Consider the following 13957-nt stretch of genomic DNA (forward strand, 5'->3'; position numbering starts at 1 on the left):
GCCTGGGGGAGGCCGTCGGCATGGATCTGGTGGTCGGTCGACGATGCGGGGGCTGTCGGCGCCGTAGCCGATGCTCCGATCACGACCAGCCCCAGCAGGGGGAGGATCAGATTTCGGTGCATGCACATTCAACGAGGCTGGCTCAGCATCGTTGCGCAGAAGGCTGAGCATCGACTTAACACAAAAGCTTTTTTGCAACTGCGGGCTGGCCTGCGCTCTTCGCGTTGCCGTAGCCTGGAGGCAGAGGAGGAGACCCCCCCGATGAGCGACACGTCCCGCGACGAGGATGACGACGGCGAGTTCGACCTGGGCATCAGCCTGGAGGCGGTCGCCACCGTGGTCGACCATATCCGCGCCATCCAGGATGACGAGCCGGATGCCGAGGATGATGACGATGGCGATGGCGACGAGGACGACAGCGACGCGGATTTCGACGAGGACACCCTCTCCGCCTTCATCGAGGAGATGAACGAGGACGAGCAGGCCGCCCTCGTCGCCCTGGCCTGGATCGGCCGCGGCGACTACGAGGCCGAGGAATGGGAAGAGGCCCTGCGCCTGGCCAAGGAGCGCGGCGCCGCCGGCGGCGACACCGCCGGCTACCTGCTGGGCATGGACATGGCCGGCGACCTGCTGGCCGAGGGCCTGGCCGCCTTCGGCGCCTCGATCGAGGAGATCGAGCGCTGAGGCGCTGACCGCCGGGGTCCGGCAAGGGCCCCGGCCTTTCCTCGCCTGGGCTGCCTCAGGCGTATTCGCGGACCGGCCCGGACAGGTTGGCGATCTCGCGGATCAGCTTGCGGCGCACCGCCATGCCGAAGGCCTCGAAATCCTCCGCCGCCACCAGGAAGGCGCCGTCGCCGCCGATCACCGATTCGGCGTAATACTGGTCGAGCGGCAGCGCCGGACGGCGGCCGAAGCTGGGACGGTCGTTCAGGATCGGCAGGCCGTTGATCACCACGCCCTGCGCCACCGCCTGATCGCGCAGCTGCTCCACCGGCGCGCCGGAATTGTTCACCCCGTCGCCCGAGACGTCGATCACCCGCCGCGTCGCCTCGAAGGGCGCCTCGGCCAGCATCCGCAGGCTGAAATCGATCGCGCCCGAGATCGAGGTCCAGGACAGCGAGGCGCGCGGCGCCTCGGCCAGCGCCGCCGACCAGCTGTCAGCCTCCCCCTGGCTGGCGATGCGGGTCCAGGGCAGCAGCTGCCGCTGGTATTCGGCGCCGGCCCATTCGACATAGGTCACCGCGATGCCGCCCATGGCGCCGCCGCGCACCGCCTCGACCACCCGCGGATCGGTCATGGCGGCGCGATAGCCTTCGCGCTGCAGCTTCGCCTCATCCTCGTCCACCGAGCGGGAGACATCGACCGCCAGCACCAGCAGCACGTCGACCGCCTCGGTCGCCCGCGCCGGCGTCGGCGGCAGCAGCAGCCCCGCGCCGGCCATCCATCCTGTCGTCGTCGCCAAGCCACCCGCCGCCAGCAAGGAACGTCGCCGCATCCGAGACCTCCTGCCCCGCCGCCGGCAGCGCGGCTCCGCCTGCGCCGCCGCCGGACCTTCTGCCCTCACCCCGGGCTTCCTGCTGGAAGCATCGGGCCGGGCCGGCAGCGCCGCGGCGCGCTTCCCCGCCGCCAGGACGGGCTGCGCCGGCGGCCAGGGGGTCGGCGCGGGCAGGCATCCGGACCCAGGCGGAAAGCCTAGGCCCGCAGGAATGGCGGATGCGTAAAATAACGCGCGGCCCGGCACGGCTCCGGGCAAACTTCTTGTGTGGCAGGCCGATGTCGACCGTGTTTTAGCGGCGAGAAGCCTGCCACGTGATCAGGGCAGCTCGCGCAGCCGGCGCAATGTCAGGGCAGCTCGCGCCGCTGGCGCTGTATCAGGGCAGCTCGCGCAGTCGGCGCTCGACCACGCCGCGCCAGGGGGCGTCGGCCGGCGCCTCGTCCAGCAGCGCGCGCCAGGTGCTGCGCGCACTGGCCGGGCGCCCGGCCTCGGCCTCGGCCAGGCCGGAGAGGTAGCGCAGCCGCGGCTCCTTCGGGGCTTCCAGCAGGGCGCGGGCCAGCAGCCGCTGCGCCGGCTCGACCGCGCCCTGGGTGATCTGCAGCTCGGCGAGCTCGGCCGCCAGCGGCCCCTCGAAGCGCAGCGCCAGCGCCCGCTCCCAGGCCTCGATCGCCGCCTCGGCCCGGCCGCGGCCGCGCTCGGCATTGCCCAGCAGGATCCAGCCCTGCCGCGTCGACTCGGCGCCCGCCGGGGCCTGGGCCAGCCGCGCCCGCAGCTGGCCGAGCAGCGCATCGTCGCGCGCCGCCGCCGCCTGGCGCTCGACATAGGGCGCCGCCGGGATCTCCGGCTGGCCGCGCCACAGATAGATCCCGAGCCCGCCGGCCGGGGCCAGGAACAGCACCGCGGCCAGGAAGGCGGCGCTGCGGCTGCTGCCGGCGGGTTCCGACGCGGCGGCCCCGGGGGCAGCCAGCAGGCGGCGCTGCACCTCGACCGTCGCGGCGCGATGCGCCTCGGGGGCCAGGCGGCCGATCGCCGCCTCGCGGTCCAGCTCGGCCAGCTGGGCGCGGTACAGCGCCAGGTCGGCCTCCTGCCGGCCGCGCAGCCGGGCGGGGCGGAACAGCGTCCAGCCGAGCGGCGCCAGCGCCAGCGCCGCCAGCCCAAGGAACATCAGCCAGATCATGAGGTGCGCTTGTCTTCTTCTGAATGCTCGAGCGCCGCCAAGCGGGCGCGCTCCTCGGGCGAGAGCGGCGGCGCCTCGGCCACCAGCGCGCCGCGCATCCGCCGCCGCGACAACACGATCGCCAGCACGCCGCCGCCCAGCGCCAGCAGCGGCGCGCCCCAGAGCACCGCGGTCACCGCGTTGAAGGGCGGCCGCAGCAGCACGAAGTCGCCGTAGCGGTCATGCACGAAGGCGACCACCTGGGCGTCGCTCTCGCCGGCGGCCACCCGCTCGCGCACGATGCGGCGCAGGTCGCGGGCGAGGCCGGCCTCGCTGTCCTCGATCGACTGGTTCTGGCAGACCAGGCAGCGCAGCTCGCGGCCGATCTCGCGGGCGCGGGCCTCCTGCGCGGGGTCCTGCAACATTTCAGAGGGCAGGCCGACGGCGAAGGCGGGGCCGACAGCGAAGGCGGGGCCGGCCAGCAAGGCCGCGACCAGGGTCAGGCGGCGCAGCATCAGGCGTGCCGCCGCAGCAGCGGGCGGATGTCCTGCTGCAGGACCTCGGGCGTCACCGGCCCGGGCCAGCGCCAGCGGATGATGCCTTTGCGGTCCAGCACATAGGTCTCCGGCACGCCATAGACGCCCCAGTCGATGGCGACCCGCCCCGGCTCGTCGCGGCCCAGCCGCAGGAAGGGATTGCCGCGCCGCGCCAGGAAGGCCGCCGCATCGGCCGGCTTGTCCTTGTAGTTGATGCCGAAGACGGGCACGCCCTCGCGGGCCAGGGTCATCAGCTGCGGGTGCTCGACGATGCAGGGCACGCACCAGCTGGCCCAGAAATTCACCAGCACCGGCGCCGGCAGGTCGCGCAGCGCCGCATCCTCGAGGCCGGGGACACCCGCCTCGTCGAGGGCCGGCAGCACGAAGGCGGGGGCCGGCTTGCCGACCAGCACGCTGGGCACGCCCTTGGGGTCGTAGCTGCCCGTGCCCATGCCGCGCAGCATGGCGTAGAAGCCGGCGCCGCCGGCCGCGGCCAGGCCGAGCGGGGCCAGCATCAGCAGGCGTCGGGAGGTGGTGGCCATCGGCATCAGACCTTCACGCCGGCGGCGGCGCGGGGGGCGGGGGCGGCGACGCGCACCCGGCGGTCGGACAGCGACAGCGCCCCGCCCAGCGCCATGATGGCGGCGCCCAGCCAGATCCAGGGCGCCAGCGGATTGTCGTGGACGCGCAGCACCGCCTGGCCGTTCTGCTCCTCGCCCAGTACCGCATAGAGATCGCCGCCGACCGAAGTGCGGATGGCGGCCTCCGTGGTGTTCATCCGGCCGACGGGGAAGAAGCGGCGCTCCGGCGTCAGCACGGTGACCACGGCATTGTTCCGCAGCACGGTGACGGTGGCGCGGCGGGCGGTCCAGTTCGGGCCGATGACATCCTCGACCCGGTCGAGGCGCCATTCATAGCCGGCATGGGCGATGCTCTGCCCCGGGGTCACCGCGGCCAGCCGGTCGGTGGCCAGCCCCATCCCCGCCATGCCGAGGATCGAGACGCCGAGCCCGGCATGCGCCACCGCCGCCCCCCAGGCCGCCCGCGGCAGGCCGCGCGCCCGCGACCAGGCGGCGGCGGGGCGGCGGAACAGGGCGATGCGCTCGACGATATCGGCCAGCGCGCCGCCGATCAGCCACAGGGCGGCGGCGAAGCCCAGCGCCGGGCCGATGCGCCAGCCGGCATAGGCCAGGGTGATGGCGAAGGCGCTGAACGCGGCGAGCGCCGTCCACCACAGCCGCTGCAGCACCGGCCACAGCTTCGCCCGCTTCCAGGCCAGCATGGGACCGGCCGCCATGGCGGCGATCAAGGGTGCTGCCAGCGGCAGCAGGGCGCTGTTGAAGAAGGGCGGGCCCACCGAGATCTTCTGCTGGAACAGCAGGTCGGCGAACATCGGCCAGAGCGTGCCGGTCAGCACCACGGCGGCCATGGCGCAGAGCAGCAGGTTGTTCAGCACCAGCCCGCCCTCGCGCGACAGCGGCGCGAACATCCCCGTGGGTGCCATGGACGGCGCGCGCAAGGCAAACAGGAAGAAGCTGCCGCCGACATAGAAGAGCAGCAGGAACAGGATGAAGACGCCGCGCTCCGGGTCGTTGGCGAAGGCATGGACCGAGTTCAGCACGCCCGAGCGCACCAGGAAGGTGCCCAGCAGCGAGAAGCCGAAGGCCAGCAGCGCCAGCAGCACCGACCAGACCTTCAACGCCTCGCGCTTCTCGACGACGATGGCGGAATGCAGCAGGGCGCTGCCGGCCAGCCAGGGAAGAAGAGACGCGTTCTCGACCGGGTCCCAGAACCACCAGCCGCCCCAGCCGAGCTCGTAATAGGCCCACCAGGAGCCCAGCGCGATGCCCAGCGTCAGGAAGCACCAGGCGGCCAGGGCCCAGGGCCGCACCCAGCGGCCCCAGGCGGCGTCGACCCGGCCTTCCAGCAGGGCGGCGACGGCGAAGGCGAAGGTCACCGCATAGCCGACATAGCCGAGGTAGAGCAGCGGCGGATGGAAGGCGAGGCCGGGATCCTGCAGCACCGGGTTCAGCCCCTGGCCGTCGGCGGCCGGCGGCCAGACCCGGCCGAAGGGGTTGGAGGTGGCGAGCACGAAGGCCAGGAAACCCAGCGCCACCAGGCCCAGCACCGCCAGGACGCGCGCCCGCAGCAGCCCCGGCAGGTCGCGGCCGAAGCCGGCGACGGCGCCGCCGCAGAGCGCCAGGATCAGCACCCAGAGCAGCATCGAGCCCTCATGGTTGCCCCAGGCGCCGGCCAGCTTGTAGAGCATCGGCTTGGCCGAGTGGCTGTTCTGCACCACGTTGATGACGCTGGTGTCGTTGACGGCGAAGGCCGCCAGCAGCGCCGCGAAGGCCGCGGCCGTCGCCAGCAATTGCCCGACCGCCAGCGGCGCCGCGGCGGCGATCAGCCGGGAATGGCCGCGCGCCGCGCCCCAGAGCGGCAGCACTGTCTGGGCCAGCGCCAGCGCGAAGGCCAGGCAGAGGGAAAAATGGCCGAGTTCCGCGATCATCCGCCGCTGCGCTCCGGGGCGGCCGGCTGGCCGGGCGTCAGGGTGTTCCAGCTCGCGGCCGGCGGGGCGGCGCCCTTGGACGGATCCCAATGGCCGCTGCGCTTCAGCGCGTCGGCGACCTCGGGCGGCATATAGGTCTCGTCATGCCGGGCCAGCACCTCGCTGGCGCGGAACTGGCCGTCGGCGCCGAGCTTGCCCAGCGTCACCACGCCCTGGCCCTCGCGGAACAGGTCGGGCAGCACGCCGACATAGCTGACGGGGACGGTGACCGGCCCGTCGGTGACGCGGAACAGCGCCTCCGGCCGGCCGTCGCTGGTCTGGCGGCGCTGCAGGCTGCCGGCCTCGACCAACCCGCCCAGGCGGAAGGCGCGGTCGGGCCCGGGGTTCTTGGTCGCGATGTCCGAGGGGGCCAGGAAGAAGACCAGGTTGTCCTGGAAGGCGGTCAGCGTCAGGGCGGTCGCCGTGCCGAGGCCGAGCCCCGCCAGCACCACCAGCCACATCCGCCGCTGCTTGCGGCTCAGGCTCATCCCTGCCTCCTCTCGCGCGGGCCCAGCAGCGCGGTGCGCCGCTTGGCATCCGCATGGCGGCGCGCCGCCATCCAGGCCATCACGCCGAAGCCGGCCGCGGCCAGCGCCCAGGAAATGGCCACATGCCACCAATGCTGCGTCATGCGGCCTTACTCCCGGATCCCGCCATGATGTGGATCATCCTGCCACCTCATTGCGGCGCGTATCGTTCTGGCGGGCCTGGGCCAGCTGCAATTGCCGCAGCCGCTTCTCCATCACCGCCGCCCGCACGCGCGCCAGCACCAGGGCGGCGAAGGCCAGGGAGAAGCCGAGCGCGCAGGTCAGCAGCGGATAAAGAATGTCGACATGCAGCCCCGGCGCCGCGACCCGGGTGACCGAGGCCGACTGGTGCAGGGTGTTGAACCAGTCGACGCTCCACTTGATCACCGGCAGGTTCACCGCGCCGATCAGCGCTAGGATTGCCGCCGCGCGCGCCCCGCGTTCTTCCTCGTCGAAGGCGCGGACCAGCGCCGCATGCCCGACCCAGAGGAAGAACAGCACCAGGACCGAGGTCATCCGCGCGTCCCAGGCCCACCAGGTGCCCCACATCGGCCGGCCCCAGAGGCTGCCGGTGGCCAGGCACAGCGCCGTCACCATGGCGCCGACCGGCGACAGCTCCCGCGCCGCGAGATCGGCCAGCGGATGCCGCCAGATCAGCGACATCAGCGAGGCGATGGCGAGGCCGAGGTAGCCGCCCATGGCCAGCCAGGCCATCGGGACATGGACATACATGATGCGCACCGTCTCGCCCTGCTGCCAGTCGGGCGGCGAGAAGACCAGCGCCCAGGCGGCGCCCACGGCGAGCACCAGCCCCGCCGCGGCCCAGAGCCAGGGCAGGACGCGCTCGGTCATCCGCAGGAAGCGGCCGGGATTGGCGAAGCGATGCAGGCCGCCGCCGGCGCGCGGGGACGCGGCGGAGAGCGAAGCGGAACGGGGCGCCGGGCGGGGCGCGGGGGGGGTGCTGCTCACGGCCGGCAAACTAGGCCCAGTGGGCCGAGGATTGAAGCCGTCGCCGCACGCGGTTACGTCATGACACAGCCTGGCGTCGCACAGAACTGTGCCGCCCGCGACACGGAGAGGAACCCGCCCATGCTGTTCGCCATCGTCTGCGAGGACAAGCCCGCCGCCCTCGAGCTGCGCCTGGCCACCCGCCCGACCCATCTGGAATACCTGGACAGCCAGGTCGAGATGCTGGTCCAGGCCGGCCCGGTGCTGGATGCCGAGGGTAAGCCCTGCGGCAGCGTGCTGATCGTGGACGCCGCCGACCAGGCCGCGGCCGAGGCCTTCGCCGCCGCCGACCCCTATGCCAAGGCCGGGCTCTTCGCCAAGGTCAGCATCCGCCCCTTCCGCCAGGTCTATGCCGGCGGCCAGCGGGTCGGCTGAGATGGCGCGCTGGCTGGTCAAGTCGGAGCCGGACGCGTTTTCCTGGGACCAGCAGGTGGCCAACAAGGTCGAGCCCTGGACCGGGGTGCGCAACCATCAGGCGGCCAGTTTCCTCAAGGCCATGGCCCGCGGCGACCGCGCCTTCTTCTACCATTCGAACATCGGCAAGGAGATCGTCGGCATCGTCGAGGTGGCCCGCGAGGCCTATCCCGACCCTTCCGACGAGACCGGGCGCTGGGTCTGCACCGACATGAAGGCGCTGGGCCCGGTGCCGCAGCCGGTGACGCTGGCGACGATCAAGGCGACCCCCGAACTCGCCGAGATCGGCCTGATCCGCCAGTCGCGCCTGTCGGTGATGCCGATCTCCGAGGAGCACTGGGCGCTGCTCTGCCGGATGGGCGGCGTGCCGGCCAAGCTGGCGAAGTGACGGTCGGCCGCAGCCGGGGCGTTCAGCGCCGGTTGCGGTCGCCGAACCAGGGGGTGTTGTGGCGCGGCGCCGGGTCCTGCGGCTGCGCCGGCGGCTGGGTCATCAGCGGGCCCGGATCGACATAGACCTGCACCCCGGGCTGGTTGCCGTTGCCCGGCTGGGTCGGGCGGCCCGGCATGCCCTGGCCGCGCGGAATGTCCTGCCGCCCGAGATAGCGCCCGTCGGCATCGTAGGAACGCAGCACCCCGCCGCCGGCCGAGCGCTCGGTCGAGCCCTGCAGCCTTCCATCCGCCCCGTAATAGTTGGTGCGCCCGCCCTGCTGCTCCTGGAAGGGCTGCGGCCGATAGCCCTGGGCGCCATAGCCCTGGGCGCCGTAGCCGCGCGGGTTGTAGCCCTGGCCGCCATAGCCCTGCGGCGGCGCCTGGTTGCCGTAGCCCTGGTTGCCGAAGGCCGGATCGCGCGGGCCGTTCAGGATGCTCCCCTGGGCGAGCGCCGCCCCCGACGCCAGCAGGGCGGCGGTCAGCGCAACGGCGGCGGCGGCGAAGGGGCGCATGCTTCGGTGTCCTGCTGGCCGGAAAGGCGGCAGCCTCATGGTGGGGCGGAAAAGGTGACCAAATCGTAAAGGGCACAACGCGCGGCGCGCGGCGAAGGCTGCCGGCTTGATCGCGGCCGGCGCCTGCCCTACCGCATCGATCCATGTCCGACGAACGCCTGCTTTGCCGCCTGGAAGACATCGTGGACGGCAAGTCGAAGGGCTTTCCGGGCCCCAATGGCAGCTTCATCGGGCTGTTCGCCGTCCGCCAGGGCGGGGCGGTGCATGTCTTCGTCAATTCCTGCCCCCATATCGGCGTGCCGCTCGACATGGTGCCGGACCGCTTCCTGGACGGGCAGGGAAAGCGCATCGTCTGCGCCGTGCATGGCGCCTATTTCCGCATCGAGGACGGCTTCTGCACCGCCGGCCCCTGCGCCGGCGACAGCCTGGAGCAGGTGCCGGCCCGGATCGACGACCAGGGCCAGGTCTGGGTTCCCCTGGATGCCGGTGCTTAAGCAAGGGCGCCTGAAACTGTAGCGATTTGAAGACAGTGTATGCGTGACCGGTGCCGGTCATCCGCCGCCGCCCCCTTGACGGGCATGCTGCCGCCTTGTCCCAATGGGCCTCGAACAAAGCGGCGCCGCCCTGCCCGGGCCCGGGCGCCGAGCGGAGGGACGGACCATGGCCGATGATGCGCTGATCGCAGTGAAGCCCGAACTGGCGGCCGGGGCGAAGATCGATGCCGCGCGCCATCGCAGCATGACCGAGGCGGCCCGCAAGGACCCGGAAGGCTTCTGGCGCGAGGAAGCCAAGCGCATCGATTGGATGACGCCGCCGACCAAGATCAAGAACACCAGCTTCACCGGCGACGTCTCGATCCGCTGGTTCGAGGATGGCGTGCTGAACGCCTCCGTCTCCTGCCTGGACCGGCATCTGGCCGAGCGCGGCGACCAGACCGCCATCATCTGGGAGGGCGACGACCCCAGCGTCGACGCCAAGGTGACCTATCGCGACCTGCATGAGCGGGTCTGCCGCCTGTCCAACGCCATGCGCAAGCTGGGCGTGCAGAAGGGCGACCGGGTCAGCCTGTACCTGCCGATGATCGTCGAGGCGGCGGTGGCCATGCTGGCCTGCGCCCGCATCGGCGCCGTGCATTCGGTGGTCTTCGGCGGCTTCAGCCCCGACAGCCTGGCCAGCCGCGTGCAGGATTGCGACAGCGTGCTGGTCATCACCGCCGACGAGGGCCGCCGCGGCGGCCGCACCGTGCCGCTGAAAGCCAATGCCGACGAGGCGATGAAATCCTGCCCGACGGTCAAGCACGTCATCGTGGTCAGGAACACCGGCAATGCGGTGGCCATGCAGGAAGGCCGCGACCTCTGGTACCACGAGCTCTGCGCCGCCGCCGAACCCACCTGCCCGCCGGAGCCGATGAGCGCCGAGGACCCGCTGTTCATCCTCTACACCAGCGGCTCGACCGGCAAGCCGAAGGGCGTGCTGCACACCACCGGCGGCTACATGGTCTGGGCCGGCTTCACCCATGAGCATGTCTTCGACTACCGCCCGGGCGAGATCTACTGGTGCACCGCCGATGTCGGCTGGGTCACCGGCCACACCTATATCGTCTATGGCCCGCTGGCGAACGGCGCGACCACGCTGATGTTCGAGGGCGTGCCCAACTGGCCCGGCATCGACCGCTGCTGGCAGGTGGTCGACAAGCACCAGGTGAACATCTTCTACACCGCCCCCACCGCCATCCGCAGCCTGATGCGGGAAGGCGAGGCGCCGGTGAAGAAGTGGTCGCGCAAGTCGCTGCGCGTCCTCGGCAGCGTCGGCGAGCCGATCAACCCGGAAGCCTGGATGTGGTATTACCGCGTCGTCGGCGACGAGCGCTGCCCGGTGGTCGACACCTGGTGGCAGACCGAGACCGGCGGCATCCTGATCTCGCCGCTGCCCGGCGCCGTCGACCAGAAGCCCGGCTCGGCCACCCTGCCGCTGCCCGGCGTTCAGCCCGGCCTGGTCGACAATGACGGCACGGTGCTGGAGGGCGCGACCGAGGGCAACCTGGTCATCCTCGACAGCTGGCCCGGCCAGATGCGCACCGTCTTCCGCGACCACGACCGCTTCATCCAGACCTATTTCTCGACGTTTCCGGGCAAGTATTTCTCGGGTGATGGCGCCCGGCGGGATGCGGATGGCTATTACTGGATCACCGGCCGGGTCGACGACGTGCTGAACGTCTCCGGCCACCGCATGGGCACCGCCGAGATCGAAAGCGCCCTCGTCGCCCACCCGAAGGTCGCCGAGGCCGCCGTCGTCGGCATGCCGCACGAGATCAAGGGCCAGGGCATCTACGCCTATGTCACCCTGAAGACCGGCGAAGAGCCGACCGACGCGCTGAAGAAGGAGCTGGTCACCTGGGTGCGCAAGGAGATCGGGCCGATCGCCTCGCCGGACGCCATCCAATGGGCGCCGGGCCTGCCCAAGACCCGCTCGGGCAAGATCATGCGCCGCATCCTGCGCAAGATCGCCGCCAATGAGACCGACAGCCTCGGCGATATTTCGACCCTGGCCGATCCGACCGTCGTGCAGGAGCTGATCGGCAACAAGGTCGGCTGAACCACGCTCCGGGGGGTGGCGCGCGCCGCCCCCCGGGACCGTCAGGAAACGCCGTTCGGCCCGTCCAGGATCAGGCGCACCTTGCGGCTGAGCTCCAGCCTTCCGTAAGGCTTGCCGATCACCTCGAATTCCAGCGGGCGGCCATCCTGCCCCTCGGCCGTGGCGGCCTCGGCATAGCCGGTGGTCAGCAGCACCTTCAGCCGCGGCCGCCGCCGCCGCGCCTCCCGCGCCAGCATCACCCCGTTCATCCGCCCCGGCATCACCAGGTCGGAGAACAGCAGGTCGATGCCCTGCGCCCCGTCCAGCACCGCCAGCGCCTCCTCCGCCTCGGCGGCGCGCAGCACGCGATAGCCGAAATCCTCCAGGATCTCCTGCGCCAGCCCCGCCACGTCGGCGCGGTCCTCGACCAGCAGGATGGTCTCGTGGCCCTGGCTCTCCACCGCCGGCAGGCTGCGCGGGGCGGCTGGCCGCGCCTCCTCCGCCAGCGCCGGGAAGACCAGCTGCAGCACCGTGCCCTCGCCCTCGACCGAGCGCAGCCTTAAACCCCCGCCCGACTGCCGCACGAAGCCATAGACCATGGACAGGCCGAGCCCGGTGCCCTTGCCCTCCTCCTTGGTGGTGAAGAAGGGGTCCAGCACGCGCGCCATCACCGCCGGCGCCATGCCGCAGCCATTGTCGGACACCTCCAGCAGCACATAGGGCCCGGGCTTCAGCTCGGTGTTGAACTGGGCGGCGCCCGGGGCATCCAGCTCCAGATTGGCGGTGGCGATGCCGACCTCGGCGCCGCGCCCCGGCACCATGGCGTCGCGCGCATTGATCAGCAGGTTCAGCAGCGCCAGCTCCGCCTGGGTCGGGTCCAGCCGGCAGGCCCAGAGCCCCGATCCCGGCCGCAGCCGCAGCGCCACCGCATCCCCCAGCGTCCGCCCGGCCAGGTCGCGCATCCCCTCGACCAGGCTGTTCAGGCTGAGCGGGCGGCCATCCAGCTGCTGCTTGCGCGCGAAGGCCAGCAATTGCTGCGTCAGCTGCCCGGCCCGGTTGGCGGCACCGCGCACATGCTCCAGCGCCCGCTTCAGCCGCTCGCGCTCCGGCTCGGGCTTGTCCAGCCCGACGGCGATCAGCTCCAGATAGCCCTGCATCACCTGCAGCAGGTTGTTGAAGTCATGCGCGATGCCGCCGGTCAGCTGGCCCAGCGCCTCCATCTTCTGCGCCTGGCGCAGCGCATCCTCGGCATCCCGCCTGCGGCTGACATCCAGCTGCGAGCCGAAATAGTAGGCGAGCTCCCCCTGCTCGTCATAGACCGGCGAGACGAACAGCGCGTTCCAGAAGCTCGACCCGTTCTTGCGGTAGTTCAGGATCTCGAGGGCGATCTCCCGCTCCTCGGCGATGGCGCGGCGCAGCTGGCCCAGCACCGCCCGGTCGGTCTCCGGCCCCTGCAGGAAGCGGCAGTTGCGCCCCAGCACCTCGGCCGGGTCATAGCCGGTCATCCGCAGGAAGGCGTTGTTGGCATAGATGATCGGATGCCCTTCCGCCTGGGCATCGGTCACCACCATCGGCATCCGCGTGGTCTCGATGGCGGCATGGAAGATTTCGCGGTAGCGCGGCGGGGCGGGACGGCTCATCGCTTCCGGCTCGGGCGCAGCCTGCTCCGGCGGCCGCGACCGGCGGCGACGGGCGCGTTCACTGTCTGGCATGGGCAGCCTCCCCCCCGGTGGCCGGCGCGTCTCACCTGTCTCACCCATTGATGAACGCGCGGTTACCGGCATTCTTGAGCGCGACAGCCCGACCGCGGCAAGGAGAATTGGAACCGATGTCCATCACGCCGCGGCGCCAGCCATGACCGACCGCCACCGCATCGCCGGCGGCGCCCTTTCCGCCACCATCCAGGCGGCCGGCGCCGAGCTCGTCAGCCTGCGCGATGGGGGCGGCGGCGAATATCTCTGGCAGGCCGGCCCGGCCTGGCGCCGCCACGCGCCGCTGCTCTTCCCCATCGTCGGCCGGCTGCCGGGCGACACCCTGCGCCATGCGGGGAAAAGCTATCGCATGACCCAGCACGGCTTCGCCCGCGACCGCCGCTTCGCTTGGGCATCGCGCGAGGCCGATCGCTGCCGCCTGCGCCTGGTCGACGACGCCGAAAGCCGCGCCCTCTACCCCTTCGCCTTCGCCCTGGAGGTGGAATACCGCATCACCGGCGGCCGCCTCGCCGTCCGCAGCCAGATCGCCAACACCGGCAGTGTCCCGCTGCCCTGCAGCTTCGGCGCGCATCCTGCCTTCCGCTGGCCGCTCGTCGAGGGCGCCGCCAAGGACGCCCACCGCCTGACCTTCGCCCACGAGGAAACCGGGCCGTCGCTGCGGCTGGAGGGCGGGCTGCTCGGCTACCCCGAGCCGAATCCGGTCACCGGCCGGGAGCTCGCGCTGAACGAGGCGCTGTTCGAGCGCGATGCCCTGATCCTGCCGGGCGTCGCCAGCCGGGCGGTCCGCTACGCAGCACCCGACGGCACCGCGCTGCTCATGGAATGGGAAGGCTATACCGACCTCGGCCTCTGGTCGAAGCCGGAAGGGGCCGACTTCCTCTGCATCGAACCCTGGTCAGGGATGAGCAGCCCCAAAGCCTGGGACGGCGAGTTCAACGACAAGCCGGACATCATGCACATCGCGCCCAATGCGCAACGAAGCTTCCAATGGTCCATGGAAATCAAGCATGGGGGCTCCGCCCCCAAACCCCCGCCGGGGGGATAGT

General features: G+C 71.7%; 16 protein-coding genes. 6 read left to right on the plus strand and 10 right to left on the minus strand.

Features of this window, described 5'->3' with window-relative positions; translation table 11 throughout:
• Positions 1-261 precede the first annotated feature (261 nt).
• Positions 262-684 carry a DUF3775 domain-containing protein gene (locus tag BKE38_RS02360; protein ID WP_076955767.1) on the plus strand — a complete coding sequence of 141 codons (423 nt, stop codon included), beginning with the start codon at positions 262-264 and terminating at the stop codon, positions 682-684.
• A gap of 55 nt (positions 685-739) precedes the next feature.
• Here BKE38_RS02360 and BKE38_RS02365 read toward each other — a convergent pair whose 3' ends face one another.
• From BKE38_RS02365 to ccmC, 8 genes are all read right to left on the minus strand, one after another.
• Positions 740-1495: a DUF1194 domain-containing protein gene (locus tag BKE38_RS02365; RefSeq protein WP_083747246.1), complete on the minus strand. Its 756-nt coding sequence runs from the start codon at positions 1493-1495 to the stop codon at positions 740-742.
• Between the two features lie 376 nt (positions 1496-1871).
• A complete protein-coding gene (gene ccmI / locus BKE38_RS02370; protein WP_076955769.1) occupies positions 1872-2672 on the minus strand; it encodes a c-type cytochrome biogenesis protein CcmI in 801 nt (266 codons plus the stop codon).
• On the minus strand, positions 2669-3166 hold the full coding sequence (locus BKE38_RS02375; protein WP_076955770.1) for a cytochrome c-type biogenesis protein: 498 nt from the start codon (positions 3164-3166) through the stop codon (positions 2669-2671). Before BKE38_RS02375 ends, ccmI begins: the two co-directional genes overlap by 4 nt.
• Positions 3166-3735, minus strand: a complete 570-nt coding sequence (locus tag BKE38_RS02380) for a DsbE family thiol:disulfide interchange protein (protein WP_367595147.1) — start codon at positions 3733-3735, stop codon at positions 3166-3168. Before BKE38_RS02380 ends, BKE38_RS02375 begins: the two co-directional genes overlap by 1 nt.
• On the minus strand, positions 3735-5696 hold the full coding sequence (locus BKE38_RS02385) for a heme lyase CcmF/NrfE family subunit (protein ID WP_076955771.1): 1962 nt from the start codon (positions 5694-5696) through the stop codon (positions 3735-3737). Before BKE38_RS02385 ends, BKE38_RS02380 begins: the two co-directional genes overlap by 1 nt.
• On the minus strand, positions 5693-6217 hold the full coding sequence (gene ccmE / locus BKE38_RS02390) for a cytochrome c maturation protein CcmE (protein ID WP_076955779.1): 525 nt from the start codon (positions 6215-6217) through the stop codon (positions 5693-5695). The genes BKE38_RS02385 and ccmE overlap by 4 nt, the downstream gene beginning before the upstream one ends.
• Before the next feature lie 2 nt (positions 6218-6219).
• Complete coding sequence (locus BKE38_RS31735; protein ID WP_165694093.1) at positions 6220-6366, minus strand: hypothetical protein; 147 nt, start codon at positions 6364-6366, stop codon at positions 6220-6222.
• Positions 6367-6400: 34 nt separating this feature from the next.
• Positions 6401-7231 carry a heme ABC transporter permease CcmC gene (gene ccmC / locus BKE38_RS02395; protein ID WP_076955780.1) on the minus strand — a complete coding sequence of 277 codons (831 nt, stop codon included), beginning with the start codon at positions 7229-7231 and terminating at the stop codon, positions 6401-6403.
• Between the two features lie 120 nt (positions 7232-7351).
• Here ccmC and BKE38_RS02400 point away from each other — a divergent pair, with 120 nt between their 5' ends.
• Both BKE38_RS02400 and BKE38_RS02405 read left to right on the plus strand, forming a co-directional pair.
• Positions 7352-7645, plus strand: a complete 294-nt coding sequence (locus BKE38_RS02400; RefSeq protein WP_076955772.1) for a YciI family protein — start codon at positions 7352-7354, stop codon at positions 7643-7645.
• 1 nt (position 7646) lies between these two features.
• Positions 7647-8072, plus strand: coding sequence for an EVE domain-containing protein (locus BKE38_RS02405; protein ID WP_076955781.1), 426 nt, complete (start codon positions 7647-7649; stop codon positions 8070-8072).
• Positions 8073-8094: 22 nt separating this feature from the next.
• Here BKE38_RS02405 and BKE38_RS02410 read toward each other — a convergent pair whose 3' ends face one another.
• Positions 8095-8625, minus strand: coding sequence for a hypothetical protein (locus tag BKE38_RS02410; protein WP_076955773.1), 531 nt, complete (start codon positions 8623-8625; stop codon positions 8095-8097).
• Between the two features lie 143 nt (positions 8626-8768).
• Between BKE38_RS02410 and BKE38_RS02415 the strand changes: the two genes are divergently transcribed.
• The gene (locus BKE38_RS02415) at positions 8769-9119 is read left to right on the plus strand and encodes a Rieske (2Fe-2S) protein (RefSeq protein ID WP_076955774.1); all 351 of its coding nucleotides are present in this window, start codon (positions 8769-8771) and stop codon (positions 9117-9119) included.
• 166 nt (positions 9120-9285) lie between these two features.
• Positions 9286-11220, plus strand: a complete 1935-nt coding sequence (gene acs, locus BKE38_RS02420) for an acetate--CoA ligase (RefSeq protein ID WP_076955775.1) — start codon at positions 9286-9288, stop codon at positions 11218-11220.
• A 41-nt stretch (positions 11221-11261) separates the two neighbouring features.
• Here acs and BKE38_RS02425 read toward each other — a convergent pair whose 3' ends face one another.
• Positions 11262-12839 (minus strand): histidine kinase famiy protein, encoded by a 1578-nt coding sequence (locus BKE38_RS02425; RefSeq protein ID WP_207553465.1) that lies wholly within the window; start codon positions 12837-12839, stop codon positions 11262-11264.
• Positions 12840-13053: 214 nt separating this feature from the next.
• Here BKE38_RS02425 and BKE38_RS02430 point away from each other — a divergent pair, with 214 nt between their 5' ends.
• A complete protein-coding gene (locus BKE38_RS02430) occupies positions 13054-13956 on the plus strand; it encodes an aldose 1-epimerase family protein (protein WP_076955777.1) in 903 nt (300 codons plus the stop codon).
• Position 13957 lies beyond the last annotated feature (1 nt).

The organism is Teichococcus deserti (assembly GCF_001982615.1).
Lineage (GTDB): Bacteria > Pseudomonadota > Alphaproteobacteria > Acetobacterales > Acetobacteraceae > Pseudoroseomonas > Pseudoroseomonas deserti.